Annotated in this window: 30 protein-coding genes; 15 read left to right on the plus strand and 15 right to left on the minus strand. The window is 62.2% G+C overall.

Going from position 1 to position 26,966, the window contains the following annotated elements:
- Positions 1-34: 34 nt before the first annotated feature.
- Positions 35-391: a hypothetical protein gene (locus HY247_06145; GenBank protein QQG48326.1), complete on the minus strand. Its 357-nt coding sequence runs from the start codon at positions 389-391 to the stop codon at positions 35-37.
- Between the two features lie 200 nt (positions 392-591).
- Between HY247_06145 and HY247_06150 the strand changes: the two genes are divergently transcribed.
- Genes HY247_06150 through HY247_06160 form a run of 3 tightly spaced genes read left to right on the plus strand, consistent with a single transcriptional unit; the run spans position 592 to position 1,988 of the window.
- Positions 592-852: a hypothetical protein gene (locus HY247_06150; GenBank protein ID QQG48327.1), complete on the plus strand. Its 261-nt coding sequence runs from the start codon at positions 592-594 to the stop codon at positions 850-852.
- A 1-nt stretch (position 853) separates the two neighbouring features.
- Complete coding sequence (locus HY247_06155) at positions 854-1,630, plus strand: geranylgeranylglyceryl/heptaprenylglyceryl phosphate synthase (GenBank protein ID QQG48328.1); 777 nt, start codon at positions 854-856, stop codon at positions 1,628-1,630.
- A 16-nt stretch (positions 1,631-1,646) separates the two neighbouring features.
- On the plus strand, positions 1,647-1,988 hold the full coding sequence (locus HY247_06160) for a hypothetical protein (GenBank protein QQG48329.1): 342 nt from the start codon (positions 1,647-1,649) through the stop codon (positions 1,986-1,988).
- 639 nt (positions 1,989-2,627) lie between these two features.
- Here HY247_06160 and HY247_06165 read toward each other — a convergent pair.
- Positions 2,628-3,569, minus strand: a complete 942-nt coding sequence (locus HY247_06165; GenBank protein ID QQG48330.1) for a zinc ribbon domain-containing protein — start codon at positions 3,567-3,569, stop codon at positions 2,628-2,630.
- Between the two features lie 83 nt (positions 3,570-3,652).
- Here HY247_06165 and polC point away from each other — a divergent pair, with 83 nt between their 5' ends.
- Positions 3,653-7,105, plus strand: coding sequence for a DNA polymerase II large subunit (polC, locus tag HY247_06170; protein QQG48331.1), 3,453 nt, complete (start codon positions 3,653-3,655; stop codon positions 7,103-7,105).
- Here the strand turns inward: polC and HY247_06175 are convergent.
- Together HY247_06175 and HY247_06180 are read right to left on the minus strand one after the other, a co-directional pair.
- The gene (locus HY247_06175) at positions 7,098-8,387 is read right to left on the minus strand and encodes a serine hydroxymethyltransferase (protein QQG48332.1); all 1,290 of its coding nucleotides are present in this window, start codon (positions 8,385-8,387) and stop codon (positions 7,098-7,100) included. The genes polC and HY247_06175 overlap by 8 nt on opposite strands.
- 34 nt (positions 8,388-8,421) lie before the next feature.
- Positions 8,422-8,607 carry a hypothetical protein gene (locus HY247_06180; GenBank protein ID QQG48333.1) on the minus strand — a complete coding sequence of 62 codons (186 nt, stop codon included), beginning with the start codon at positions 8,605-8,607 and terminating at the stop codon, positions 8,422-8,424.
- A gap of 59 nt (positions 8,608-8,666) precedes the next feature.
- Between HY247_06180 and HY247_06185 the strand changes: the two genes are divergently transcribed.
- Genes HY247_06185 through HY247_06205 form a run of 5 tightly spaced genes read left to right on the plus strand, consistent with a single transcriptional unit; the run spans position 8,667 to position 14,459 of the window.
- The gene (locus HY247_06185) at positions 8,667-8,831 is read left to right on the plus strand and encodes a preprotein translocase subunit Sec61beta (protein QQG48334.1); all 165 of its coding nucleotides are present in this window, start codon (positions 8,667-8,669) and stop codon (positions 8,829-8,831) included.
- Positions 8,806-10,590 carry a DUF2070 family protein gene (locus HY247_06190; GenBank protein ID QQG48335.1) on the plus strand — a complete coding sequence of 595 codons (1,785 nt, stop codon included), beginning with the start codon at positions 8,806-8,808 and terminating at the stop codon, positions 10,588-10,590. Before HY247_06185 ends, HY247_06190 begins: the two co-directional genes overlap by 26 nt.
- 38 nt (positions 10,591-10,628) lie before the next feature.
- On the plus strand, positions 10,629-11,243 hold the full coding sequence (gene tmk, locus HY247_06195) for a dTMP kinase (GenBank protein QQG48336.1): 615 nt from the start codon (positions 10,629-10,631) through the stop codon (positions 11,241-11,243).
- 28 nt (positions 11,244-11,271) lie between these two features.
- A complete protein-coding gene (locus HY247_06200; GenBank protein QQG48337.1) occupies positions 11,272-12,567 on the plus strand; it encodes an HD domain-containing protein in 1,296 nt (431 codons plus the stop codon).
- Between the two features lie 32 nt (positions 12,568-12,599).
- Positions 12,600-14,459 (plus strand): ATP-dependent DNA helicase, encoded by a 1,860-nt coding sequence (locus HY247_06205; GenBank protein QQG48338.1) that lies wholly within the window; start codon positions 12,600-12,602, stop codon positions 14,457-14,459.
- On the opposite strand, the gene HY247_06210 is transcribed toward HY247_06205, so the two are convergent.
- A complete protein-coding gene (locus HY247_06210) occupies positions 14,404-15,048 on the minus strand; it encodes a hypothetical protein (protein ID QQG48339.1) in 645 nt (214 codons plus the stop codon). The genes HY247_06205 and HY247_06210 overlap by 56 nt on opposite strands.
- Before the next feature lie 39 nt (positions 15,049-15,087).
- Between HY247_06210 and HY247_06215 the strand changes: the two genes are divergently transcribed.
- Positions 15,088-15,690 (plus strand): hypothetical protein, encoded by a 603-nt coding sequence (locus tag HY247_06215; protein ID QQG48340.1) that lies wholly within the window; start codon positions 15,088-15,090, stop codon positions 15,688-15,690.
- On the opposite strand, the gene HY247_06220 is transcribed toward HY247_06215, so the two are convergent.
- From HY247_06220 to cofE, 5 genes are all read right to left on the minus strand, one after another.
- The gene (locus tag HY247_06220; GenBank protein ID QQG48341.1) at positions 15,677-16,081 is read right to left on the minus strand and encodes a hypothetical protein; all 405 of its coding nucleotides are present in this window, start codon (positions 16,079-16,081) and stop codon (positions 15,677-15,679) included. The two genes, HY247_06215 and HY247_06220, sit on opposite strands and share 14 nt — an antisense overlap.
- Positions 16,074-16,283, minus strand: a complete 210-nt coding sequence (locus HY247_06225) for a hypothetical protein (protein QQG48342.1) — start codon at positions 16,281-16,283, stop codon at positions 16,074-16,076. Before HY247_06225 ends, HY247_06220 begins: the two co-directional genes overlap by 8 nt.
- Positions 16,280-18,427, minus strand: coding sequence for a DNA topoisomerase I (topA, locus tag HY247_06230; protein QQG48343.1), 2,148 nt, complete (start codon positions 18,425-18,427; stop codon positions 16,280-16,282). The genes HY247_06225 and topA overlap by 4 nt, the downstream gene beginning before the upstream one ends.
- On the minus strand, positions 18,358-18,513 hold the full coding sequence (locus HY247_06235; protein QQG48344.1) for a hypothetical protein: 156 nt from the start codon (positions 18,511-18,513) through the stop codon (positions 18,358-18,360). The genes topA and HY247_06235 overlap by 70 nt, the downstream gene beginning before the upstream one ends.
- A gap of 64 nt (positions 18,514-18,577) precedes the next feature.
- Entirely contained in the window at positions 18,578-19,348 is a 771-nt protein-coding gene (cofE, locus tag HY247_06240; GenBank protein ID QQG48345.1) for a coenzyme F420-0:L-glutamate ligase, read from the minus strand.
- Positions 19,349-19,402: 54 nt separating this feature from the next.
- Here cofE and gcvT point away from each other — a divergent pair, with 54 nt between their 5' ends.
- The 3 genes from gcvT to HY247_06255 are packed head-to-tail and all read left to right on the plus strand — an operon-like array spanning position 19,403 to position 23,380.
- Positions 19,403-20,518, plus strand: a complete 1,116-nt coding sequence (gene gcvT, locus HY247_06245) for a glycine cleavage system aminomethyltransferase GcvT (GenBank protein QQG48346.1) — start codon at positions 19,403-19,405, stop codon at positions 20,516-20,518.
- Positions 20,519-20,541: 23 nt separating this feature from the next.
- Positions 20,542-20,949, plus strand: coding sequence for a glycine cleavage system protein GcvH (gene gcvH, locus HY247_06250; protein QQG48347.1), 408 nt, complete (start codon positions 20,542-20,544; stop codon positions 20,947-20,949).
- Between the two features lie 43 nt (positions 20,950-20,992).
- Entirely contained in the window at positions 20,993-23,380 is a 2,388-nt protein-coding gene (locus tag HY247_06255; protein ID QQG48348.1) for a hypothetical protein, read from the plus strand.
- Here HY247_06255 and HY247_06260 read toward each other — a convergent pair.
- The 5 genes from HY247_06260 to HY247_06280 form a co-directional block, all read right to left on the minus strand.
- On the minus strand, positions 23,368-23,541 hold the full coding sequence (locus HY247_06260) for an RNA-protein complex protein Nop10 (protein ID QQG48349.1): 174 nt from the start codon (positions 23,539-23,541) through the stop codon (positions 23,368-23,370). The two genes, HY247_06255 and HY247_06260, sit on opposite strands and share 13 nt — an antisense overlap.
- Complete coding sequence (locus HY247_06265; GenBank protein ID QQG48350.1) at positions 23,538-24,341, minus strand: translation initiation factor IF-2 subunit alpha; 804 nt, start codon at positions 24,339-24,341, stop codon at positions 23,538-23,540. The genes HY247_06260 and HY247_06265 overlap by 4 nt, the downstream gene beginning before the upstream one ends.
- 36 nt (positions 24,342-24,377) lie before the next feature.
- Positions 24,378-24,551, minus strand: coding sequence for a 30S ribosomal protein S27e (locus HY247_06270; protein QQG49577.1), 174 nt, complete (start codon positions 24,549-24,551; stop codon positions 24,378-24,380).
- A 26-nt stretch (positions 24,552-24,577) separates the two neighbouring features.
- The gene (locus tag HY247_06275) at positions 24,578-24,856 is read right to left on the minus strand and encodes a 50S ribosomal protein L44e (GenBank protein ID QQG48351.1); all 279 of its coding nucleotides are present in this window, start codon (positions 24,854-24,856) and stop codon (positions 24,578-24,580) included.
- A gap of 85 nt (positions 24,857-24,941) precedes the next feature.
- Entirely contained in the window at positions 24,942-25,541 is a 600-nt protein-coding gene (locus tag HY247_06280; GenBank protein QQG48352.1) for a hypothetical protein, read from the minus strand.
- A gap of 91 nt (positions 25,542-25,632) precedes the next feature.
- Between HY247_06280 and HY247_06285 the strand changes: the two genes are divergently transcribed.
- Together HY247_06285 and HY247_06290 are read left to right on the plus strand one after the other, a co-directional pair.
- Entirely contained in the window at positions 25,633-26,487 is an 855-nt protein-coding gene (locus tag HY247_06285; protein QQG48353.1) for a hypothetical protein, read from the plus strand.
- An 8-nt stretch (positions 26,488-26,495) separates the two neighbouring features.
- Positions 26,496-26,771, plus strand: coding sequence for a hypothetical protein (locus tag HY247_06290; protein QQG48354.1), 276 nt, complete (start codon positions 26,496-26,498; stop codon positions 26,769-26,771).
- Positions 26,772-26,966: the final 195 nt, after the last annotated feature.

A 26,966-nucleotide genomic window follows, 5' to 3' on the forward strand; every position in this document is an offset into this window, starting at 1 on the left:
CTCAGAGGAGTCACATCATAAGCTTAGCGGGTCATCACAGGATAATCTTCTCCAGAAGGGCGTCCAAGGCCTCTCCAACCCTCTGAAGGTCCGATTCCGAGAGCTCGCCAAGTGGTTTCCCTGCCAAATCGAACAGTCTGCGTACTTCCTCAGGCTTGATCAGACCTTCCCAAAGCGCAATCATCAAGGTTACGAGAGATGCCCTGATGTTTTTCCTTCCTTGTTTGACAGTCCTGTAGTAGGATCCTATCGTCACGCTCTTTCCCGACCTTGAAGCAGCCGCCTCTCTGAGACGAATCTGACCGCTCGACACCATTCTGAAACTCTTGAGAGATTCTAGCATCTTCGGAGTCAACAAGGACTCTCCCACGAACAAGTCTGATAGTTCCACGCGTCAACTCTTTAGCCTCAAGAGTATAAATCCACCGAGCCACGTACAAGCATGATTTTCGCGGGAAGCTCAAGATTACTCAATATAATGCATTATTTGCGCCTCCTTCTCAAAATTCATGGAGGGAGGCTCGCCGAAGTACCAACTGACCTCGAAACTATCTTAATTAGTTCAGAATCAAGACTTGCGGGTGAGCAAGGTTGGGTCGACGGCGTAGGAAAACACTCAGAGTAATCAGGCGAACCCTGCCAAAGGTCTTCGCGTGCCCCAACTGTGGGATGACAACGATCAGAATCACATCTGACGAAGAAGAAGAGTCACATGACACTGTCTTTAAGGTCACATGCGGAAATCCTTCTTGTGTCCTCCACAGCGGCCGGGAAATGCGTTATCAGACCAAGCGCGCAGACATCGATGTCTACAACAGCTTCGTAGACGATTTCGCACGCGCCGGTGCCTAGGTTGATCGAGCCAGGAAAGGTCGAAACCACTCTCATCAAACAGACTGGCAAGTCGACCATCTGCGCCGCACTAATCGATCCAGAAGACTTCTCTCCAAAGGAGGCAGCTAAGGTAGTCGAGAAAGCCATCGGAGCAGGCGTTAAAGTCATCTTGGTGGGCGGGTCCACCCTCGCGAACCAGGCGAAGCTCGATTCTGTCCTCAGAGCCATCACAAGTGTCACGAGCAGAGTCACGAGGTCACAGAGCACATCACGCGTCCCTGTCGTACTATTCCCGGGCAACGTCAGTGGGGTTTCCCGGTACGCTGACGCGATTCTGTTCAGCAGTCTCCTCAATTCGACTAATACCTACTTCATCGTCGGGGCCCAGGCTCTGGGTTCTATGGAGGTCCTGAAGTCGGGAATCGAGAGTATCCCAATGGGGTACCTTGTCTTTGGGAGCTCGAGCGCGACAAGCTTCATCGGTCAAGTCAACACCCTGCCAGCATCGAAGCCCCAGTTAGCTGTGATCTACGCGCTGGCTGCGAAGTACATGGGAATGAGGAGCCTGTACCTAGAGGCAGGGAGCGGAAGCGACGAACCGATTCAGGCAGAGACCATCCGGGCCGTGAGGAAATTCTACGAGGGTTTGCTAATCGTGGGAGGGGGGATTACTAGCGCTGAAGCAGCGCGCAAAGCTGCTAGAGCAGGTGCCGACATCGTCGTTGTGGGAAACCTTCTCCAAACAAGAGGCTTCGAAGGGACGCTAGCCAAAATCGTCGCCGCAGCGTCAAAATAGATGAGCTGCCGCTCAAATGACCCCTAGGGTGAGTAATGACAATGACGACGACAGGGAAAGCCTCATCAATCTTCTTGGGAAAAAGACTACTCCGGCACAGAAAGAAGCTAGGAAGCGATTTCTTGCAAGAATCACAGACGAGAAACCTTCACCTCAAGAAGCCCACGATTTGGTGCGCTACATCAACGCTCTCGAAACAACGATTGGATACTATGTCACCCAGGCCAGGTTAGTTCCGCGGAGACAAATCCAAGATGTAAACAAATACAATAGCGAAGACGCTGAACGTGCTTACTTCAAACTAGTGGGGATTGCGGCGGCTAGACCAAAGGAAGCCGAGGACGAATCATCAGGCTAGGGACCAGTTAGGCCCCGATACCTACCATCTGTGCAGGTATTCCCATACGCGCGGCCTGGTGAGGTAGCCCATCAAGAGAACCGTAGAAATCATGCTTGCAACCAACGATTGGGCTAGCGCAGGGCTCCGCAAGTCGCTGGTAATCTGGGTAGAGTAAATCAGTTGGACATACGCACAGTTGATTAGGAGATTGAGAATCGCAATCCCACGGCTAGTCGAGTAAGACCAAGACAAACCCTTCAGGATGCCATAGACCGTCACAAACTGCACAAAGGAGGTGAGGAAAAGCAAGATCGTCAGCATGGCAAAAGTGGTTGCTTCGGGAAAGGCTACGAGTCTCTGTGAATATGTGAGAATGAGGAAAGACAGTCCGAGATGCCTTGCTGAAGCTAGCAGGCCCAGCGAACTCTGAACAATCCACCATAGTGAGATTAGAACGAGTCCAGGTGGGCGCGTCCATTCCTTCTTGACATTTGGATTGCTTGAGAGTTTCTGCGCAATCTTGGATTGGAACGTTATTGCAAAAAGGAACGAAAGGACTGCGACCAGAACTCCAAGGTAGACGGCATCGATTACGATTTGGTCAGGCGCGTTCGGGGTCATGGTCGTACTGAGACTCATCAAAGTAGCTGGGAGGTTCTACACTACTCCTGATGAAGTCGAACTCCGAATCTCCGTTCCACACTTCACGCAGAATCTGTCGGCTAATCCGGCCGGGGTCCCGCAGTTAGTGCAGAACTTCGCTGTACTCACGGGGACTCCCGGGGACATAACAGCCGGCGGCAGGGGAGGTGAAAGCCTTCCCACGTTTGAGTAATAGTACAGCGTCGTCACAATCGGGCTCAGGGGAAGCACAAGTCCATTGAGGAGCTCTGTCACGAAGGTCTCCCCAGGACCGAAGAGCCTGGCGACGGCGCTGAAGGCGATCCCGAAGGCCCCCAGGATCAGCCCCACGAGGAGCAGAAGCCCGAGGGTCTTCAGCCAGCGCCCCGCGACCAGGCGCCGACTCCTCCCGAGCGCATCCAAAGGCCCAGCCCCTTCGATGACTATGGCTTCGTTCACCAGGGAGAACATGGCGACGACTACGAACCCGGGCACTATCAGAGCGATGAAGCCAAGGAGCTCCAGGATTCCTGCAATCAAACCGGCGAGCCAGATCCAGACTATCCTGGAAGCGGTGAACCTCAGAGCCGAAAACGGCGACGCGTCCTTGCCTTGAAGGGCTTCGGACGTCATCCTGACTCCTGACCCGGTCAGGACGGAACCGACGAGCCATGAGATGATCAAGGTGTAGAAGAGGAGCGTTATGATGGAGCTGAAGAATCCGGGAAACCACAGCTGGAAGTCCGCCGGGGTCGGGTTCATCGGAAGGGTCGGCAGCGGGATGTAGTATCTGAGCAGCGAATTGAGGATGCCGAGTACCGCGCTTATCGGCAGAAAGAGCGTCAGGAACCTCGTGAAGTTCTCTCGATAGAGGCCGACTCCACGGCTGAGGATTACGTCCCAGCTCAGCTCTTGCGCGATCGTCCCGCTCTTGACGAGGCTTAGGTCGGGCCCTTTCTGTTGTTCGTCTCCTGACAATCCGACGCCGAGGACGCAAGGCCTCTTTCTATAAACATGGGCCACGGCAGAACTTAAGACCCGCAAGCGCTCCGGCGCGACGATTGTCCTTCTCTGCTGACCTCGCATGGGAGCGCGCTCGCAAGCTCGCCCCGTTCCCAGCCCGCCTCGATTCTTACTACAAGGACATCCTTTCGCAATACGAGTCCGCCCACAAGGTCGCCTCCGACGCGCGGGCCATGGGCCTCGACCCCGTGGAGAGCGTAGAAAGCAAGACGGTCTTCGACCTGGCGGATCGTGTCAACCAAATGCTCCGGCTGGACCAGTTCGAGGGCCTCGTCGACAGGCTCAGGGAGCTGCTAAAGTCGACCTCCAAGGAGCGGGCCGCGCTCACCATTTCTCAGGAGATAGCGCTCGGCAAGTTCGGAGCTCTCCAGCGCCAGGAGGCCCTGAGCTACGGGGTCCGTGCGGGCCTGGCGGTCATGACCGACGGGGTCACGGTCGCACCGCTCGAGGGGATCTCCGGGGTCACGATCAAGCAGAACGACGACAACAGCGACTACTGCTCTGTCTCCTACGCGGGACCGATGCGCTCGGCGGGGGGAACCGAGGCTGCCTTCTCACTCGTCATCGCGGACGTGACCGCGAAGAAGCTGGGCCTCTCCAACTACAGGGCCAGGCAGGAGGAGGTGGACAGGTTCGCGGAGGAGCTCAGGATCTACGAGCGCGATGTGGGGAACTTCCAGTACAAGGTGACTGACGACGACATCAGGCAGGCAATCTCTAACCTCCCGGTGGAGATCGACGGGATCGAGACTGACGCCATCGAGGTGGTCGTCCACAGGGGCCTCAAGCGGGTCTCGACGGACAGGCTGAGGGGCGGCGCGCTCAGGGTCCTCAACGACGGAGTGATCGGACGGGGCCACAAGCTGGAGAAGAAGCTCGCGAGCCTGAGCATCTCAGGGTGGGAGTGGCTCGGGCAGGTCAAGGGCGGGACGCAGCAGACGACCAACGAGACGGAGCAGGCGGGGGCCCACTTCGAGGAGGTCATCTCAGGCAGGGCGGTCCTCTCCATGCCGAGGAGCAGGGGCGGCTTCAGGCTGAGGTACGGGAGGTCGATGAACACGGGGCTCTCGACCATCGGGATCCATCCTGCCGTCGCGATACTGCTCGACTACCCGGTGGTCACTGGGACACAGGTCAAGGTGGACATGCCTGGCAAGGCTGCGACGATCGCATTCGTGGACTCACTCGAGGGGCCGGTGGTCCTCCTGAAGGACGGGAGCGTGAGGCGGGTCTCGACGTCTGAGGAAGCGGAGAAGCTCAGGGAGAACCTGGTCAAGATTCTGGACCTCGGGGACGCGCTGGTCAGCTACGGGGACTTCCTCGAGAACAACAAGGCCCTCCCTCCGTCGGCCTACGTGACGGAGTGGTGGGTCCAGGACCTTAGGTCCGCCCTCCAGATCCCCGGTGCGCTCGAGGGGCTCGCTGGTGCAGGGCTCAGCAGGGAGAGAGTAGCCGAGGTCCTCGCTGGAGCCGCGCCGTCCGGGGCCGAGGCCCTGGCGATTTCAAAGGCCCTCGGCATCCCGCTGCATCCGAGCCACACTCCGAGGCTCGAGAGATTGACGGTCGCGTCGATATCGGAGCTGAGGAAGGCGTTCAGTCAGGTCGACGGGGGGAGGCTGACCTTCGAGGGAGGCGGCTCGGAGGCGGCCCTGAGGGCGGCGCTCGTCGAGCACACGATTGAGGGAGAGCGCCCGGTCGTCTCTGGGGAGGCGGCCGTGGTCCTAGGGAAGCTCCTCAACCTCGGCGACGGGTCTGAGCCTCCGGGGGCCGCTGGCCCGGCCGAATTCGTGCACAGCCTCTCGGGGATCACGATCAGGAAGCAGGTCGCGACCACCATCGGGGTCAGGGTCGGGAGGCCGGAGAAGGCGATGGTCAGGAAGCTCAAGCCGCCGGTGCACACGCTCTTCCCCGTGGGCTTCGCGGGCGGACAGAACAGGGACGTAGTCGCGGCCTCGAAGCAGGGCCCCATCACCATCGAGGTGGCCAACCTCTTCTGCCCCGAGTGCGGGCAGAGGCGCCTGAGCAGCAGGTGCGAGGTCTGCGGCTCCGCCACCGTCCCCTTCAAGTCCTGCCCGAGGTGCGGGACGACCACGGCAGAGGACGTCTGCCCCAACTGCAAGGCCAAGACTGCGGGGCACTCGGAGATGTCGTACGACCTCCACGCCAAGCTCGCGAAGATCGCACGGAGGATGCCGTTCAACCCGAACAAGCCGGTCAAGGGGGTCAAGGGCCTCAGCAGCGCCGCGAAGACCCCGGAGCCATTGGAGAAGGGGGTCATCAGGAGCAAGCACGACGTCTTCGTCTACAAGGACGGGACCCTCAGGATCGACGTGACCAACGCGCCACTGACCCACTTCCGGCCCAGGGACGTGAAGAGCGGGGTGGAGGCCTTGAAGGCCCTCGGCTATGAAACCGACCGCGAGGGGAAGGCCCTGGAGACCGAGGACCAGATCCTGGAGCTGAAGCCCCAGGACATCATAGTGCCTGCGGAAATAGCGGGCGAGCTGCTGAAGATGGCTGAGTTCGTGGACGACGAACTACAGAGCGTCTACGGGCTCTCGCCGTACTACGGGGTGCGGACCACATCCGACCTCCTGGGGAAAATCGTGATCGGGCTCGCGCCCCACACCTCGGTGGGGGTCGCAGGAAGGATCGCAGGCTTCTCCCAGACTCAGGTCTGCTTCGCCAACCCATACTGGCACTCGGCGAAGAGGAGGGACTGCGACGGGGACGGCGACTCCCTGCTCTTGCTGGCGGACGTGCTGCTCAACTTCTCGCTCCAGTACATCCCGCAGAGGATAGGGGGCCTGATGGACACCCCGCTCCTGATCCAGCCCATCCTGATCCCCTCAGAGGTGGACGAGCAGTCGCACAACTTCGACATAGCCAGTTCCTATCCGGCAGAGTTCTACGAGAAGACGCAGGAATCGCCCCCCGCGGCATCTGTCTCAGGCCTCATCGAGAGAATAGGCTCAAGGCTGGAGGACGAGAGGCAGTTCTACGGGTACGGGTTCACCCACGAGACCAGCGTCCTGACAGTAAGGCGCTCGAGGGGAGCCTACTCGACCCTGAGGACCCTCGCCGAGAAGATAGCAAAACAGATCGAGGTGGCATCGGAGATAGAAGCGGTCTCCACCAAGGAGGTCGTAGAGTCGATAATCCGGACGCACCTGATCAGGGACATAATGGGGAACGCCAAGAAGTACGCGACCCAGGCTTTCAAGTGCAAGAAGTGCGGCCTGACCATCCGCAGGCCCCCACTCTACTGGGCCTGCCCCAACTGCGCGGGCGAGATCAAGGGGACGCTCACGAGGGCCTCCGTAGAGAAGTACCTCTCGATAGCGCAAAGGCTCGCTCGGGACTACGACATCGAGCCGTACCTGAAGAACAGGCTCGAGACCCTGAGGCGGGAGCTGGACCAGCTCTTCCAGGGGCCGAGGGAGGCCGACCAGATGGAGTTGACCGACTTCTTGAAGGCCAGGCCTACTTGAAGAAGTAGGCGGGGGTCTCCGAGAAGGAGTACTTCACCTTCTGGAATCCACGCCTGAGCTCTTTGACCTTGGAGAGGGTCGCGCGCTTGCCCTTGCCGGCCATCGCCTGGTGGATGATCTTTGCCACCTCGACCATCTCGCCCCTGCCCATCCCCAGCCGTGTCAGCTCGGCGACCCCGAGCCTGATTCCACCGGGGTTGGTGTAGTGGCGCCCGGCGGCGAGGTCCCCGGGGATCAGCTGCCTGTTGACTATGATGTTCTGGGACTCGAGGAGCTTCTCGAGCGCGCCGCCGTCGGAGTACTTCGTCACGTCCACGGCGACCTGATGGGACATCGTGTACCCGTTCTTCTCCCCGAGGACCTTCTCTCCCAAGGAGGCGAGCTCCGTTGCCAGGGTCTGGGCGTTCCTGACGACGTCCCTCGCGTACCCGCGGCCGAACTGCAGGAACTCTGCGAAGACCATCGCCTTCCCGGCTACGCTGTGGAGGTGGTGGTTGCTGGTGGTGCCGGGGAAGACGGCCTTCTTGAGCTGGTCGGCGAACTCGGCCTTGGACGTGATGGCCCCGCCTTGGGGGCCGAAGAGCGTCTTGTGCGTGCTGAAGGTCATTATCTCGGCGCCCTCGCGGATCGGGTCCTGGAAGCGTCCTCCGGCGATGAGCCCGGCCACGTGGGCGGCGTCGTAACAGACATTCCCGCCCGCGTCCCTGACGACTTCTGCGAGCTCACGGACGGGGTGGGGGAACAGGAAGAGGCTTCCGCCGAACATAGCGAGTCGCACGGACTTCTTTGCTCTGATCCGCTTCTTCGATTCGTCGATGTCGATGTTCATCTCGTCCTTGTCGAAGGCGAAGTATTCTATCTCCAGGGAGTGCACGAGCCCGGCCGACCCTGAGAAGTCCTTTTTGCCGTGAGAAATGTGGCCGCCGTTCGGTATCGAGAGGGCCATCATGGTGTCGCCGGGCCCGCTGAGGGCCGAGTAGACTGCGAGGTTGGCGACGACCCCGGAGGTGGGCCTCACGTCGATGAACTCGGCCTTGAAGAGCTTCTTCCCCAGTGCGATTGCCTGGAGTTCGATCTGGTCGATGTACCTGCAGCCGGCGTAGACCCTCTCGCCTGGCCACCCCTCGGCATACCTGTGCCCAAGGTCGGAGGACATCGCCTCCCTGATGGGCCTGGACGCGACGTTCTCGCTGGCGATCATCGGAAGGCTCTCGGAGAACCACTTCTCGTGGGCCCTGACCTTCGAGACGACCGACCTGAACTCTGGCGCGTAGGAGGGCACGAGGTCGCCGCGCCCGCCTCGATAATTATGCGTTTCAGGGAGGCGGATGCGCGGAGGCGGGTGCGCGCCTGAGCTCCACTACCGCGCTCAGGAGGAGCCACGAAGTGACCGCGACCTGCACGACGAGCCAAAGGACCTGCCCGGTCGTCCCGTACTGATACGAGGCGATCAGGAACAGGGCGGAGCCGAGGATCAGTCTTGTCGCGAAGGCCTTCTTCATGGGTCGGGCCGGGGATGAGGCGTTACCCTTAAGAACGGAGCGGGGTCGCAAAAGTTCCGATGAGCGACAGCAAGAACAAGTCTCCGATGCCCGCCTCCAGCGCAGGCCTGCTCACATTCTTCAACGAAGAGACGCACGGAGTGAAGATCAGGCCCGAAATCGTCCTCGTTGGGTCGATCACTCTGATAGCCGTCTCAATTGCCATCAACGCCCTCTTCCGCTGAGCAAGCTCAAGCGAAGCGCTCGGCGACCGAGGTCCTGGCGAGCAGGTACAGGCATCTCTTCGTCCTCCCGTCCTCCCTGGCCCTCGCCTTCTTTGGCGCAGTCTTCACGCTGCTCCTCAGCGTGGAGGTTGCGGGCGTGGAGGCGCCGGCGCTCTTCGCCGCCACCTTCGGGGTCTTCCTTGGCTCTACCTTCGCGATCTCCACAGTTCTGAGGGGGTTCGACAGGAGCAACATAGGGAACTTCAGGAGGACGAGCGCGGTCCTCCTGACAGGGGAAGTCCTCTGGCTCCTCTGCGCGACGCCGGGCGCCCTTTACGGATGGTCGATCGGGTCCTTCCATCCTCTGGCAAATGCCCTCTTCTTCGGCGCCCTCCTCTGCGCATCGGTCGAATTCCTGGTGATCAACGGCGTCTTCACGAAGAGCACGTCCGGGTCCTTGGCCCTCGCTTCTGTCCACCCTGCACTGTCGCTCCTCCTGGTCGACCTCGCATGGCCGGGAAGGCCCGAGCCCCTCCCCGCTGCGTTGGGGGCGGTCGGCTTCGTCATAGTGGTCGCCTTCGTCTTCCTGCTGAAGCGCAAAAGGACGAGCAAGGGATACTCCGCGCTGGGCCTCTTCCGGTCCTTCATGAAGACCTGGGCGGGAGGCGAGGCGGCGGACCTGGAGGCGATAATCGCGGACCACTCCGAGGAGGCCGAGGTCGAGACCAAGGTCATGAGGTTCCAGACGGAGAAGGAGGGCGTCTTCCTCGTGCTGCCCGGGGTCCATCCTGGCCCCTTCCATCCCATAGGGAGCTACGACCTGCCTGGCGTCATCTCGAGGAGTTTCGGGACCTTGGGGAGGGCGATGACCCTCCACCGGCCCGGGGGGCACGAGAGGAACCTTTCCACAAGGGCCGAGACGGAAAAGTTTGCGGCCGAGGTGAGGAGGTTCGCGGAGAGCGTCAGAGCGGAGGCGGACGGCTCCCTCCGGGGACCCTTCAACGCCCAGATAGGGAAGGCGGCAGTCTCGTCCACAGCTTTCGGAAAGGACCTGATCTTGACGATATCATTCGCGCCCCTGGGGTCGGACGACCTGAGCGCGAGCGTCGAGGACGAGCTCGAGAGGAAGGTCGGAGGCACTGGGTTCGGGCTGAGCGTGGTGGACGCGCACAACTCGATCGACCACAGGCCGGTCTCCCCCGACACCGCTGAAGTGGGTTGGAAGCAGCTCTTCGAGCGGACGACGGAGGAGAAAGCCCGGGCCTTCAAGGTCGCCTACGCGCACTCGAGCGAGGTGGGGTTCCCTCCTGCGGAGGACCTGACTGAGAACGGGGTCGCACTCTTCATGGTCGAGGCGGAAGGCAGGAGGTCGGTCTTCGTGCTCGCGGACGCGAACAACGCCGTCCCCTCGATCAGGGAAGAGGCAGCGAAGGCCCTCGGCGCTGCCGGCACTCAGCTCATAGAATTCTGCACGTCGGACAGCCACAACTTGGCAGCGAGGGGGCTCACGGTCGCCAGGGGCTACAAGGCTCTGGGCGAAGCGACCTCGGTCAGCTCGATAGTCGGCCTCGTCGTGGAGCTCGCCAAGATCGCGGGCGAGCGCCTCGCTCCGGTCAAGTATGGTTCGGGGCAGTTCGTCAGCAGGGTCAGGGTCTTCGGCGCCAAGGCCCTCGAGGAGTTCGCTGAGATCACGCAGGCGAGTTCGAGGTTCGGACGGGCCTACCTCAGGCTCACCGTCTCCTCGGTCCTCCTGCTCCTGACTCTCTCCATCCTTCTCTGAGAAAGGGATTTAGGCGCTGGGAGTCCCGGAGGCCATCCTTGACTCCGAAGAAGGGCCTGCTGGTCGCAGTCGAGGGCATCGACGCGGTCGGGAAGAGGACCCAGAGTTCCATCCTCGAGGCTTGGCTCAGGTCCAGGGGCCTTGCCACTGGGGCGATGTCCTTCCCCGACTATGAGACTGCGATCGGGAGAGAGATCAGGAAGTTCCTGATGGGCGAGAGGGCCTATCCTCACGAAGTGAGGCACATCCTGTTCGCAGCCAACAGGTGGGAGAAGAAGGCGGCGCTGGAGGGGTTGCTCTCGAGCTGTGACATGGTGATCGTGAACAGGTACTCCGAGTCCAACCTCGCATACGGCACTGCCAACGGGCTGCCGATGGACTGGTTGGCGGGGCTCGAGAGTGGCCTCCCGAAATCAGACCTGGTCGTCGTCCTAGACGCACCGCCCAAAGACTTGTTCAGAAGGAGGGCGCTCAACAAGGACAGGAACGAGAGCAACAGGGGGCTACAGGAGGGCGCTCGTGAGGCGTACCTGAAGCTGGCCAAGGACCTAGGCTGGAAGGTCGTGGACGCCGGGCAAGGGATTGAGCCGACCGGCCAGGCCGTCTCATCGGCAGTCTCCCAACTCTTGGCCGCGTCCGGGCGAACCGTTTAAGACGACAGGGCGGAAGATTCTCACAGGATTGATTCTGAGGCCCGTGGCCGAGATCAGGGACCCTGTCCACGGGTACGTCAAGCTGACCGAGGTCGAGCGCGAACTAGTCGACTCGCCGTTCGTCCAGAGGCTCAGGAGGATCCACCAGCTGGCCGGGTCTTACCTGGTCTATCCGGGGGCCGTCCACACGAGGTTCGAGCACGTGGTTGGCGCGATGCACGTCGCTGGGATGATCGCGGAGTCGCTCCACGGGTTCTCCGAGCTGAGCGTCGACCAGGTCCAGGAGGTCAGGATCGCGGCCCTCCTGCACGACATCGGGCACGGCCCCTTCTCGCACATGTACGAGGAGGTACTGGCCGAAGACTCCAAGCTGAGCCACGAGGACATCTCTCAGAGGATAGTCGCGAAGACGTCGGTGGGCGAAGTCCTCGGGAAGTACGGCTTCTCCGCCAAGAAGATGTCCGAGTTCGCGGTCGGGAGGCAGGCCAGCCGCCCTCCCTTCATGAACGAGATAATCTCGGGGGGCCTGAGCGCCGACATCATGGACTACCTTCCCAGGGACTCCTACTTTACCGGGGTCGAGTACGGGAAGGTGGACGTCCAGAGGGTCGTCGACTCCCTGCGGGTCGCAGAGGGGCACCTCGCGATTGACGACGCGGCTCTCTATGCCTTCGAAGCCCTGCTGCTCGCGAGGTACGAGATGTTCAAGGCGGTCTACTTCCACCGCACCGTGAGGGCCGCCGAGCTGATGCTCGTCCACTCGATGAAGCTCGCCGACGAGGCCCTGGGCCTGACGGACCTCTCGGACCTAGACGGCTACCTGGAGCTGACCGATGAGATTGTGATTCACAGGCTCGCGCACCTGGACGAGTCGACGCCAGGCCTCAGGGAGGCACGGCGGCTTGCCCTGGACTTTCAGAGAAGGCGTCTGGTGAAGTGCGTCTTCGAGAGGCTGGTCCAGAGGAAGGACAGGATGGTGGGGCAGATCTTCGCGCGGGAGAGCATGAGACAGAAGGTGACTGCAGACCTGGCGAAGGCGGCAGGGGTCGAACCGATGCAAGTGTACCTTGACGTCCCGACGACCCCCTCGGTCCCCTACACCTCCTCAAGAGAGTCATTCACACAGGTCAGGATGATCAGGGGGGAAGGGAAGAGACGCCAGGCGAGGAAGGTCTCCCTCTCCGAGCTCCCTCCTCTCGGCTCGATAGTCGGGTTCATGGACATGCTGCGGGTCTACACGGCCTCTGGGAGCCGCGAGGCTGTGGCACGCGCGACCTCCGCTCTCTTCAGGGACCAGAGCTTCGTGACAAGGGCCCCCAACTGAGGCTGTAAAATAACCGGGCAGCTTCCAGGCCCGTGGGGATCGAGGCCAGGTTCGCCTACGACGACTTCCGCCCTGGGCAGAGGGAGCTAGCTCAGCGCGTCTACGAGGCCTGCTCTGGAGGGGAGACGCTCGTCGCTGAGGCGATGAGCGGGTTCGGGAAGACGGCCGCGGTCCTGTGCGGGACCCTGAGCGCGGCAGAGGAAGTGGGGGCTCGGGTCGTCTTCACCTGTAGGACGAAGCGGCAGATCAACAGGGTGATAGAAGAGGTTTCGCGGCTTCAGAGGAGGCACCCGTTCAAGGCGGCCTCAATGCTCTCGAAGTTCGACTACTGCCTTCTGCGGCGGGGCCGCCCGATTCCGCAGGGGTCCTTCGGCTGGTACTGCTCGTTCAACGTGAGCAACAACCTGTGCTCGTACTTCCTCAACGTGCCACTGCTGGGGGCAGACCTGGACGAGGTGGTCTCCGGGGCCTCGAGCTCCTCGCCCGCCCACTCCGAGCTGCTCCGGGCCTCGGAGAGGATTCACGTGTGCCCCTACGAGGTGACCAGGCTCGCGATGGCCCAGGCCAGGGTCGCGGTCGTGCCGTACCACTATGTCTTCGACGCGAAGGGCGGCCCGGCATTCTTTCAGAGGGCCTCGATGGAGAAGAAAGGGACAATCCTGGTGGTGGACGAGGCGCACAACCTTCGCGACTTCATGCGCGGCCTCAAAACCGCCACTCTGACGATGGAAGAGGTGGACGGCGCGTCCAGGGAGGCGGAGGCCCTCCTCATGGAGGAGGCCGCGACTTCGATCAGGGTCCTGAAGCGGGTCCTTGAGCGGGCCCTCTCCTCGTCCTCCTCGTGGCTGGTTGACAGGCGCGCCCTCCTGGAGCAGTTCAGGTCAGAGCGCGGTGCCTCCTGGCTCCAGAACCTGGCTCACGAGCTGGAGGCCTGTTCCGCAGCAGCATGGGGGGCTGTGGTGTACGAGCGGAGGATGCCTTCGATGGTCCTGAGGGTCGGCGACTTCCTGGCGCGCCTCTCCTCGTCGGACGGGGCGCTCCTCGTCAAGTGGGAGAGCACCCTGGGGCTCATCGACCCTGACCCGGTGAAGGGCCTCGAGGAGTTCTTCAGCGGGTTCAGGTCCTCGATCCTGCTCTCAGCGACCATCAACCCTTCGGCTCTGTTCAGCAGGTCCCTGGGTCTGGGCTCAGGCTCTTCCACATACGAGGTCAGGACCGAGGCCCTCGTCACGGTGAGGACTGCGATCGACACGGGGGTCTCAACGAGGTACAAGGCGAGGACTCCGGAGATGTTCGCAAGGATCGCGGACAAGGTTGCCGGGATCGTCTCAGGGACCGAGACGGGCGTCGGGGTCTTCGTCCCTTCCTACTCTATTCTGGGCGCAGTATCAGGGATGGTAGAGAAGAGGCTTGCAGGCAGGCCGGTCCTCCACGAGGTCTCTGGACTCTCCAGCCAGGACGCCGCAGACCTCTTCGACATGTTCAGGTCGGTGAAGGGCTCGGTCCTCTTCGCTGTCCAGGGTGGACGGTTCTCCGAGGGGGAGGACTTCGGAGAGGACATGATGGGTGCGGTCGTGGTCATCGGCCTCTGCCTGCCTCCGCCTTCCCCCCTGCTGTACGCAGAGTACGCGTGTCTGAAGAGGGCCGGGGAGACCGAGTCCTTCCTCATGCTTTCGCGCCTTCCGGCCCTCCGCAAGGCCTTCCAGGCCGCGGGGAGACACGTCAGAAGGCCCGGGAAGAGAGGCCTCGTCTTCTTCCTCGACGAGCGCTACAACTCCGACGCTGTTGCGGACCTGATGCCGTCGTGGCTCAAGAAGGACGTAGTGGTCGGGGACTTCAGTCCTGCCGCGCTGGAGGGTCTCTCTCGTGAGTTCTGGGGAGCCCCTGGTTGACTATCACGCCTTTCCGGAACGCTATCTTGGCGGCGGCGCTCTGGTCCCTCTGGACGCCCTTGAACCGCGGGCTACTCGTGGAAGTCCCAGATTCATCGACGAGCTCCACGGCGGCGCCTGGGACCTCGATGGCGAGCACCTCGGCGATCCTCTGGGCGAGGCTGGGGTTCCCGCTCCCGACCCTCACCACGAACCTCTGCGCCTTGATCCCCTTCCAGAAGGCCTGAATCCTCGCGGAGACGCTCTTCACCGAGTTGTAGGTCCCGAAGGCCAGTGGCGTCTCGCCGTAGAAGACCGCCATCCCTGTGCGCGTCCCGGGGTCGACCCCCACGAGGACGGGGAGACCCGCGCCGTCCATGCTCGACAGGAGTTGGCCCTTGAAGACGCCGGGGTTCTCGTCGAGGTCCTCCAAGGAGAGGGCCTTGTCCCCGAAGCGCGAAGCTTCGGACGTCGTGGTGAGAATGAGGGAACAGGCCTTGTAGTCGGAGTCGGGCAGCATGCTCGTGAATGGAAGGCCCGCCCTCCTGAGCCGCGAGACCAGCGCGTAGTACTCATGCCCCTTCTCGGTGACCACGCAGATCCGGTTCATTTTGAAATACTGTCAGACGAGAGACGGACTGGTGGACTATTGAGCTTTGGCGCGGTGGAGGCCGACTCCTTCCTCGGACCGCTCAGGGGGAAGGCTACGACCCTTCTCGTGGAGGACCGCGGGTCGAACCTTGCCCTCGCTGCTGCAATACTGGCTGCTGCTTCCTACACGAGTCGCGGGTGCTCAGTCCTCGACCTTGACGCCCTCTACGCTTCGAACGCGGACCGAGTCACGGGCGGCCTCTCTCCGAGGGCCGCGAGGGCGACAAGGCTCCTCGTCCCCAATCCGGGAGCCAGGGTAGAGCGGGCGTTCGCCACTCTCTGCTCGGCGGAGTCGGACGTGCTCGTCGTGGACAGCCTGAACAGTCTCTACCATCTTCTTTCGGCCGGCGAAGCGGGCTCGAGGACCAGGAGGATAGGATTCGCGGCCGAGGCTCTTTCCTTCGCCGCCAGGACCGGAGGCGCCGTCTCTCTGACCACGATGTACAGGCGCGAGGGTCCCCCGCGAGCGGGAGGGGGCAGGCCCATCTCCCATCTCGTGGAGGTGGTCGCTTCCGTCAGCGTCAGGGGCGGAAACCTAGAGCTGACCTGCGAAAAGGGCGACGCCTGGCCTGGCAGGAAGCTGACTGTCAGTATCCCTTGATTATCGCTACTTGCAGGCCTGTCAGGATTGAAACGATGATTAGCAGCAGAGACAGTCCGAGGTACAAGTTGACTGTCCTGGTCCTTGTCGTCTGCTTTCCGCTCAGGTAGGCCAGGTATATGCCCGCGCCGCCGACCACGATTACGAACGCGTTGATGATCGCCTCGGCCACACTCTGAGCGCCGCCGCTCGGGTAGATGATGAAACCCTGGCTGGGGACCGGGAAGACGATCGCGTTGATGAAGCCCGCCATGAGGCCCACTATCACGAGGACGTAGAGGACTTGGAGGAGGCCCCCTCGCCCTGTGGAGGAGTCTACGAAGCCCCAGAGCCATCCTTTTGCCGCGCCTACCGTCTTGGCATACCCCGAAGCCAGCACGCGTCTAATCAACTGATTCCAACCTCTCAGCTACCTCTTTTACCCACTGCCCCGTTTGTGCGCTGCGTTTAACGTTATCCAAATAATCTTTCCAACCCATCTTCCCATAGGCTTCGACCCACTCTTTGTAGGCAGCCTTGAGTCTCGACTTTGCCTCTTCGTGATACTGGCAGAGGTCGGACTCTGCCTCCCTGCTGCAGAGGGAGCACTTCATTTCTTGGCCCTCTTCCGCCCTGGGCAATCGATGTTGACGCAGAGCCTCCACGGGGTCCTTCCCCCTGAGACATAGACTTCAGGCCACGAGCAGTGCCTACAGGCCTTGCCGGCCCGCCTGATTGCGCCGCGCTGGGGCAGAGGCGAGGAGGCTATACATCCAGTCCTGTAGTTAGAGCATCCCACGAACCGCTTCTTCGTCTTGGCCGACCTGATGATCTTCAGTGTCCCGGTCTTGCAGACAGGGCAGGGTCCGAGGCCGTCCGCGACAGCCTCCGAGGACCGGAGGGCCCGGTCGAGTTCGTCTCCGACCTGGGAGCCATTGGCGGTGAGGCCGATCAGCTGCTCGGCGATGGTCCTGATCGCGTCCCTCAGAATGTCTGCTTCGCCAGAGCCAGAAGCCTCTATGCGCCCGAGTTCCTCCTCGATCTCCTTGGTGAGGGAGGGGCTTACTATCTGAGGGGCGTACTTCCTCATCGCCTCGACCACGGAGAACCCTAGCTCTGTGACTTCCATCTTCTCCCCTCCGACGTAGCCCCTCTGCACCAGGGTCGAGATGATCTCCGCCCGGGTGGCTTTAGTCCCAATGCCGTCCCTCTCCATCCTTTCGAGGAGAGAGGCCTGGTCGTACCTCCGCGGCGCCTGCTCTGTCTTCTCCTCGACGTCGACGCTTTCGACCTTGACGCTGTCCCCCTTGTTCGCCGACGGAAGTTCGGCCTCCCTGGACCTTGCGTATCTGCCGTACGACGCCTGCCAACCCGGTTCGAGGGTCCTGCCTCCGCTCAGTCTGAAGCGGTGCTCCCCGACTGATACCTCCACCTCGAGGACCTCCCTCTTCGCCGCTGGTCCGAAGGCGGCCAGGAAGCGCCTGACCACGAGGTCGTATACTTGCCCGTCCGGGAAGCGCAGGGCCCTGCCCGGCTCTCCCCCGGTTGGATAGATTGCAGGATGGGCGGGGTCGTACCTCTGTCCCTGCGCAGGCCTGAGGGGACTGCGCGTCAGCTCTGCGACGAGCTTGGAGTATTCAGGAGACCGGCCGAGGCCTTTGAGGATGCCCGGGTAGCCTATCGAAGGCGGGAGTCGCTGGCTCTCAGTCCTGGGGTACGAAATCAGCGCCGCCAGGTAGAGGCGTTCGGCTGCCTGCGAGGTCCTGCTCGGCGGCAGGCGGAGGTGCCGATAGGCCTCCTTCTGAAGGTCTCCCAGGTTGAAGGCGGGAGGAGCAGGGACGAGGACAGTTCCCCGCGAAGCCTTCGTCACGGTCCCCTCCCTGCCAGCGCAGGCGGCCTGGACTTCCTCGGCCCCGGCCAGCGTCGGAACCCCCTCCCTGGAGTACTGGCCTTCGAAGCTGACGTCGCCCCTTCTGAAGGTCGCTGCGACCTTCCAGAACGGGACCGGGACGAACTGGCGTACCTCGACCTCGCGTTCGTGCAGGAAGCCCAGGGTCGGGCCCTGGACGCGACCCATGCTGATGGTCGCGTACCTCCGCCCCGGCCTGAGGGCGGAGCGGGAGAGGACTCGCGACAGGTTGACCCCCCACGCGAAGTCGATGACGTGCCTCGCCCTCCCCGCGGCCGCCAGCCCCTGGTGCCTCTGGGCTTCTGCACCATCGAAGGCCGCCACTATGTCGTCCACGGTGAGCGTGGAGAACTTGGCCCTGAGGGCGTCCTCCTCCCTGCCCTCGCACGCATACCTCAACACGTTGAACCCTATGGTCTCGCCCTCTACGTCGAAGTCGCAGGCATTGATCAGTTTCTTGGCGCCGGCAGCGAGGCTCCTGATCGCTGCGACCCTCCGCGCCAGACCTTTCGAACCCTCCTCGACCAGGTCCGAGGGGTACCACTCGGTGTCAAAGACTGGGAAGACGACCCTTTCATCAAAGGGGTCGGAGACGGAGTAGACGTGCCCCAGGGCCGAGCAGACGACGAATTCCTCCACTCCGCGCCTCAGGCGGTACGCGGTAGTCCCTAGCACTACAAAGGGCCTGGCGCGGCCTCCCGACAGGGCGTCCGCGACCCTCCTCGCGGCGTCGGGCTTTTCGCAGACTACGAGGGTGTGCCCCTCGCGCGTCTTCCCGTCTACGAAAAGGAGCCGTCTATCTTCCTGACTTCCACCACATACTTCGCGGTCGAGAGCTTGGTCCCGCACTTCTTGCACCTATAGTCGGACGCCTTCATGACGTCGGCGGGGGACCTCAGGTCGAAGCCCGAGTAAAGAGCGGTCCCGCACGACATGCAGGCTATCTCGTAAGTCAGCGTCGCACCGGCGTACCCTTGGCGTGGAGGGTGTATGAAGATTTCACGACGTGGGACCTGAGTAACCGAGGCTCCGCATGTAGACGCAGTCGCTCATTGCGATGGCGAATCTCCTCGCGGGGTACTCGGCCTTGCGGAGGAGGCTCTTCTTCAGCCCCCTGACCAGCACGATGGGTGCGCCTTCGTCCGACTCTCCCATCAGGACCTCGGCGGCGGAGCTCAGGTCGTCGGCGACGGCCTGCGTGGTGACCTTGAGCACGTTCCCGAAGAGGTCCAGCTTCCCTCTCATGTCCACTATCCCCTCGATTCCCGAGGCAGAAACAGCGACGCCCACGGTTCCCCTCCTGGTCGGCGCCAGCCTGCTGTCGCAGATTACGACCCCTATGGATATGCCCAAGGAGAGCTGGATGGCTTCGCGGAGCCTCCAGGCCGAGGCCTCAGGCCGTCTCGGATAGAGCACGACGGTGCCGTGCCCAATGTTGGACTTGTCGATCCCCGCGTTGGGCGTGAGCAGCCCCTCCTTGGTGGCCATCAGGAAGCCCGGAAGTCCTCCGATGACGAGGTCGGACTCCCTGAGCACGAGTTCGCAGAGCCGAGGGTCGAGCCGATGGATCCTTGCCAGCTCTCTTGCCCTGGCGCCCGGCCTGACTCGGCTCAGGCGCACGACGCGCCCCTCAGAAATCGCGACAAACTTGCTAGAGATCACAAGGACGTCGCCGTCCTTCAGGATCCCTCCGAGGGACTCCTCCACGAGGCTGAGAAGGTCAAAGCCGGAACTCTTGGTCCCGGTCCTTACCGCCTGGAGTGTAAGCAACGGGCAACGAAAGTCACTTCGGCTCTTAAATAGACTAAAGTCTCGCACGGTCCCATGCCGCTGGAGACCCAGCTCCACTCCTACCACGCAGCCCATGCCAAGATGACCGAGTTTGCCGGATACGACATGCCGCTCTGGTACACAACCACGACGGAGGAGCACATGGCGGTCCGCAATGGCTCTGGAATCTTCGACGTCTCCCACATGGGGCGCTTCTCGCTCAAGGGGCGCGGCTCCACCGCCTACCTCGAGGGGATGGTCCCGACCGGGGTCGCGCGCCAGCAGGCGGGGAGGGCGTTCTACACGATGCTTCTGAACGAGAGAGGGGGGATCATAGACGACCTAATCATCGCGAAGCTGGGCCTTGAGGAGTACCTGCTCGTCGTAAACGCGGCCAACGCCTCGAAGGACCTTGAGCACCTCAAGGGCCGCCTGCCCAAAGAGGGGGCCCAGGTCGAGGACCTGACGTCAGGCTCTGCCATGGTCGCCATCCAGGGGCCGCAGGCCCAGGCCTCTCTGCAGCCACTGACCGACATCGACCTTGCGCAGCTGAAGAAGTTCAGGAGCTCGAGGGCCAGGGTCCTCGGAGAGGAGGCCCTCATATCGAGGACGGGGTACACGGGCGAGGACGGGTTCGAGGTGATAGTGTATGGGCCTACGAACGAGAACCCGCAGGCGGCGGTCAACTTCTGGGAGAGGCTGGCGGCGACGTCTGCCCCGTGCGGACTCGGGGCAAGGGACTCCCTGCGGCTGGAGGCAGGCCTGCCCCTCCACGGGTCCGACATCGACGAAGCAACGGACCCCTACCAGGCAGACCTCGCGTGGGTCATATCACCCGACAAGGGGGCCTACGTAGGGTCGGAGGCGATAGAGAGCCTGGCCGCGCAGGGGCCATCATCCGTCCGGAGGGGGCTTGTGCTGGAGCAGGGGATTCCGCGTCACGGGTTCGAAGTCGTGGACGGTTCGGGGAAAGTGGGGACAATCACGAGCGGAGGATTCTCTCCGATACTCAGGAAGGGAATCGCCCTGTCCTATCTCTCTCCCGCTTCGGACGTCGGCTCCGAGGTCGGCGTCGTGGTCAGGGGCTCTAGGCAGGAAGGGAAGGTCGTGAAGCCGCCATTCTACGACCAAGACGTCTACGGTTGGAAGCGCCGGAGCAACGGTAAATAGCCCGCCGCTCGCGGGCGCCTCGGATGCAAGTCGGGGGGTACTCCGTCCCGGACGACCTCCTGTACACCAAGGAGCACGAATGGGCGAAGGCAGACGGCGCGTCTGTCACGGTCGGGATCACTGATTACGCAGCCAAGACGCTCAACGACGTCGTGTACGTGACCTCCCCCAAGGCCGGGGAGAAGCTCATCCAGTTCAAGGTCATGGGGACGGTGGAGTCGATCAAGGCGGTCTCCGAGCTCTACTCCCCCCTCTCCGGGACAGTCGTCAAGGTCAACTCGAAGCTGGACATGAGCCCGGAGCTGGTCAACAAGTCCCCCTATGGAGAGGGCTGGCTGGTAGTCGTCGAGGCCCCGGACTTCGACTCCGAGCGGGGGAACCTCCTCGACGCGAAGGCCTACTCGGCGTATCTTTCCTCTCTATTGAAGTGAGAGAGGGCCACTTTTAATACCCCAGCGCCGTCCGCCGCCCGATTTGCGATTCTCCCTCGGCGGTCTCAGGTCCCTCGTCAAGAGGCCTGAGGTCTCGCGCAGGTCGATCATGCTCGCGATGGTCCTCTCCATCGTCTTCACAGTGGCGGTGACTATCAGGGCCTACTCCGCCAGGTACGGGTTCTATCTGGGCGAGTTCGACCCCTACTACGACTACTACGCTGCCTCGCACATCGCGACGCTGGCCCAGCAGCACGGGCTCTTCTACGCGCTCTTCAACAACCCGGCCGACTGCGGCTCAACAATCTACACCGCATGCCACGCACAGCAGGGCTACTTTTACTGGCACGACATAGCCACCTGGTATCCCTACGGCCGGGACGTCGCCGGGACCTCGCAGGGAGGCCTCCAGCTGGCGGGCGCGATGATCTTCCTGCTGGTCCACAACGTCTTCGGGGTCCAGATTACGCTGTACGACCTCCTGGTCCTCCTCCCAGTCATCTTCGGAGCCGTGACCTCGATCGTCTTCTTCTTCCTGGTGAGGAAGATCGCGGGCGACGCGGCCGGTCTCTTCTCCGCGCTCGTCTTCGCAGTCTCGCCGCCTCTGATCGAGAGAGGGAACCTCGGATGGTTCAAGTCTGAGCCTCTCGCGATACTGCTCTTCGTCTCGGCCAGCTACATCGTGCTTACAGTCTTCGACAAGGAGAGGCTCCTCAGGAGCAGGGTCCTCAGGGCCGTCGCTGCGGGACTCCTGGTCGGCTACGCGAACGCGGCATGGGGAGGCGGCGACTTCTTCTCAGCGGCTTTCGGCATCATGTTCCTGATTCTTCCGTTCATGAACATCGACCTGAAGGAACTGAGCCCTGCTATCGTCTCCTTCACCGCAGCTACGATCTTCGTCAGCTCCATCTTCCCGCGCCCCGGCCCTGCCATCGTGACCAACCCTGTCGGCTTGGCGCTGATCGGTGGGACGGTCTTCGTCCTCGCGGCGCAGTGGGCCAAGACCTGGTCCGACCCGAAGGAGTACAGGCGGACCCTCGGCAAGCTCCTCTTCGCCTTCATAATCGCAGGACTCTCGCTCGTCAGCTTCGGGCTCGTGGGCGGGCTCTCGCTGAGGTACATCTCGGCGATCGCACCGTGGGCCAGGAGCGGCAACGCGCTCGTCCAGTCGGTCGCGGAGCACTTCGTCCCGACGGGCGCAGACTACTTCACCTCTTACGCGATCCTCCTCTCCTTCGGAATGGTGGGGGCGCTGATCGCCCTCAGGCGGAGGAGCGTCCCGATGACCTACGCGCTCGTCTTCGGCCTGACGGGGCTGTACTTCTCGTCGGCTTTCTCCAGGCTCCTCGTTTACTCTTCCATTGCTCTGGGGCTCCTCGCCGGCATCGGCTTCGCGGAGCTGGCCTTCGCATTGGTAAAGCCAGGGACCACTCCCCTGGTAAAGAAGAGGCAGCTCGCCTCATCCTCGAGGAGCGAGATGAAGGTAGTCTTCTCGCTGGCCATAGTAGTCCTGATCGTCCTCCCGGCCGGCGCCTATTGGATCCCGAACCCGATAGCATGCACAGGCTCCAACATCCTCTCCTTCTGCGACAACAGTCCAGCCGACAGCGCGGTCAGCCTGGCCAACGGAGCCACGGTCTACTCCAGGGCCTCCTTCGGGGATTGGGTCCAGACGCTGCACTGGGTCTCCTCTGATACCGCGACCAATTCTGTGGTGATCTCCTGGTGGGACTACGGCTACTGGTTCGCAATCATGGGCAACAGGACCACGACCGCTGACAACGCGACCCTGAACAGCACGCGCATAGCGCTGATCGGCCAGATGTTCATGTCGAACGCCACGCAGGCCCACCTAATCGCAAAGAGCATAGGCGGTGACAGGCCGACCTACGTCGCCATATTCATCACCGGGAGCGTGGTCCCGCTCCAGTCCCAAACAGGGACGCAGCAGTCCTACTACGTCCTGCAGGTGCCCAACGGGGCTGGCTTCACGGCTGGCGGCGGCGACGAGAGCAAGAAGCAGTGGTTCATCCGGATCGGGAACCTGACCGAGTCCAAGTTCTTGGAGTGCCCGAACCTCAACACGCCAGGTTGCACGGCCATCGACGACTTCAACCTCACGCCTTACGCGCTGAACAACACGCTCTTCGGCCAGATGCTCCCGTTCAGGCTGGGCGGCTACCTCGTGGGCAGCACATCACAGACCACGGGCCAACCTACTATCACGATCTCGCAGACCTATCGGGTCGGCTCCAACGGGAACCCCCCGATCGAGGCGTTCACCTACCCGGCCCACTACACCTACCCCTCGAACAGCACCAGCCTCTTCAGGCTCGCGTACGCTTCGCCGAGCATGGGCGCCCCGGTTCCCTGTCCTGGGAACCCGTCGCTGAACTGCTTTACGGCGATCCTGATCTATCAGGTACTCTGAGCGGCCTCTTCGTAGGCCATCGGGCTCCTGTACCTGGCGTACCTGTCGTCCGGAGAATATCTCGCCGGGTGGACCGTGATGGTCTTACCACCGCAGCTTGGGCACTTCTCGCTGAGGGTGTACCTCCCACAGTCGACGCACTTCAGCATGAGGCCTTTCAAGACGCGCCGCCGTACTTCCTCGAAATCTCGCGCTTGAAGCTGAAAGCGTCGTGCTTCCCTACTCCGTCCTTGATCTTCTCGATGACGCTGTCCAGGGCCTTCTCGGCCTGCTTGTAGTCGTCTGCGGTTATCCTGACCCTGTACCTCGGGGCTCCGGCGTAGGTGATGTGCACGTCTGCTGATGGCGCTTGGGACGCGGCCATCAGGTTCTTCTTGACCTCCTCGATCCCTTTGGGGGACCTCGAAGAGACTTCTACAAGGGCGCCCACTTCGTACCTCGGGGGCGTAATCTTCTCGGACGCAAGCTCCGCGACCGCCTTCGCAGTCTTGTCCGGGAGTTCTGCGGCCGCGAGGCCCTTCTCGCCCTTCTTGGACGCGGTCTCGAGCGCCTCGTAGAGGGTCCCGAACTGCTCCTCGAGCTTTACCCGCAGGGCCCGCTCCTGCGCTTCATCTAATCCTAGCTTCTTTCCGATCCCGCCGAGTATCGCGAGCGCTCTCTCCTCCCTCTTCCACTCTATTACCTTGGCCCGCCTCTCCTCGTTGGTGACCTGCCGGAGCGAGAGGTCGATCTCCCTCCTCGCCCTGTTGGCCCTGATGACCTTCAGGACCAGTTTCTGCGAGACCTTGGCGACGCGTTCGATGTTCCTGACCCAGCCGGTCGAAATCTCAGAGACGTGGAGGAAGCCGTTGGTCCCCTCGTACTGGTCGAGGCTCACGTAGATCCCGTGCGAAGTAATCTCCTTCACCGTGCAGACGACGATTTCGCCTGACTCGGGGAGCTGCTTCTCAGTGCTCATCATGACTGGTCACGCTCGAAGTCGTATTAGTTGTTTGGCCTAGCCCAGGTGCTTGACCACAGTAACGTTGGCGAGCAGGACCGCCTTGCCTCCCCTGTTCTCTGCGAGGGTCCTACCGCAACCACTGCAGTTCACGATCTTTGTCGCGTTGGAGAACATTATCTTCTCCGCTTTGCACTCGTCGTCCCTTATCATCAGAAACTCGCTCTTCATCTTGGGAATCGGCTCTCGTTCGCGCTTCATGCCGCTATCTCCGCCTTCCTGAGCCTGATTCCGTCTCTCATCATCTCCCTGTTGCACTCCTTGCACTTCAGCCGGATAGTCGCCTTCTTGGTCGTCTTTGCGGTCCTGATCAGCTCCGGGAACTTCTGGCCGCCGTACCCTCTCTTCCTGCCAGCCTGCCTTCTGGCGCCCCAAGAACCGGCCCTCTCCTTTCCTCTCTTGTATAGGGCGACCGAGTGTGGCGTGTGCTTCTTGCACCAGGGACAGTGTGTCCTGATTTCTTTTGGAAACTTCATTGTCTCAGCGGGGTTTTGGCCGTCCGCGCCCCTCCCCTTAAAAGCCTTGGTCGGTTCAGTCCTACTTGGGCCCGGTCGGGCCTCTCTAATCTTCTTCGTGGTCGTCGGGAGCAGACCTCCACCATCCGCCCATCCCGTCCTTCATGATGGCGAGCATCTTGTCGGATGCTTCCCCGCTGACGCTCAATGAGGCCCTGGGCCCCGGGAGGCTCGCCGACTGGACGGAGTGGACGTTGGCCAGGTAGTACATCAGCGTGGGCGGGTCGCGCCTCCACCTCGACTCGACGAGCGCGATCTCGCGCCTCTTGTGGTAGGCGGGCGGGTTGTCGAGGATGCACCCCAAGGTGGTCCTGGCCCGGACGTCGTCGTTGCAGAGGATTCCTATGACGAAGTTCTCATCGTCCCTGCCGTTCCCTATGACCGCATCCAGGTTGAGGGTCAGGTGCATGAAGATCAAGACTCCCGTCTCCTTGTCGAGCTTCCTCACAGTGAAGTTGCAGAGGGGCTTGTCGTTGCGGCCCTCGATCTGCGGGATGAACCAGACTCTGAACCTGTCCCTCAGTGCGTCCCATTCGCCCCTCGCGAGACGGCCGACGTCGATGTCGACCGGCGTGAAGGGAACTTTGGCGACGAGGGAGAAGACCTTGCTGTCCGGACCCGGATAACTGGAGAGGGAGACTCTCAAGATGCGTACGGCCGTCGAGCGGCGTGGAGGACTTAACCAGCAAGGAGGGTTGTATAATCGATAAATCGAAGGGACCGCTCGGAGGGTGCCGTTGCCGGTCTACAGCCTTGTGGGTTCGGTGAGGGCCGAGTACATCATCGCGGAGGGAAAGCCCGTCCTCAGGCTCAGGACCGACGGGCCGCTGAGGCACCGGGCCGTCTACGCGGGGGTCGGGGAGATGCTCTTCCATTGGGTGCAGGAGGGGAAGACTCAGGTCTGGAAGTTTGACCCTTCGATGCTCGAGTCGCGCGAGGTCGGGGCACAGGAGTCGACCTCCGAGGAGGGGGCTTCAATCCTTACCATCGAGCTGGGCGAAATCATCCCTTCCGCAGGAATCCTGAAGGGGAGGATGGAGGGCGTAATCACGGCGACCGCGCTCCACGTCGACGTCCCCCTCGGGCAGGACGTCTGGGCCTTCTTCATACGGTCCCCATGGTTCCAGCTGAGGCCTACCTTCGGGAAGCCGCTCCTCTCTGTGCAGCACGACTCTTCCCAGGCGAGCGCGACAGCCGGGCCCACTGCGGTCGGAGGGATCGAGGCCAAGGTCACCCTCTCGGGCTCCCAGATGAAGGGAGCGTCGCTCACTCTCAAGAGGCGCCTTCAGTCAGCCAGTTGCGATGAGACCATCGGCCAGGCCAAGACCGGGACTCAGGAGTTCACCTGGACGCCGGTCATGAGGAACTTCGACCTCTGCCTCGTGACCCACGGGTCGATGAACCAGAACCAACTGGTGGACGTCATGACGGGCCTGGGGGCCGCCATCGACGGGGGGCTCTTCGGAGGAGGCGTCGAAGGCACCTTCGTCCTCTGCGACGGCCCTTCGATCGAATACACCCTGCTCCTCAAAGGGGATGCCGGCTTCCTGCGCCACCCGGAGGACCAGACGGAGGTGAAGCTCAGCTGGTAGGCCCCGCCTTGCTCTCTTCCGCCCCTTGGCTCCAGGCCGGGCCCGGGCCGTTCGGCCTGATTCTCACCTTCTTTGTCATCATAATCATCGTAGTGGCCGTGGCCAGAGGGCTGGGCGGTTCCTCTCGGGTCCAGCGCCCTATTTCCGATCAGACGGCCTTCCCGCCTCCTCCCCCGCCCGACTCGGTCATGGTCAAGTGCCAGTACTGCGGGACTTCGCAGCGCTTCAGCAAGGCGTGCATGAATTGCGGGGCCCCTCTGCCCAAGCCCGTCTTCCCCAGCTAGGCTCGCTGCCCGTTAAATCCCAGGCGACCCTACTACCCGGTGCAACAGTACTCACGCTACTGCCGCGAACACAACTTCTGGTATTGGCGGTCGCAGGGGTGCTACATGTGCAAGGCCGATTCAATTTCGGCGTCCCCTTCGTAAAAGTGGGCCAGAGGGAAAACAGGTTAATTACGGGCCAGGTCTGGCCCTGAC

This window comes from archaeon, assembly GCA_016432545.1.
Taxonomy (GTDB): Archaea; Thermoproteota; Nitrososphaeria; order Nitrososphaerales; family Gagatemarchaeaceae; genus UBA183.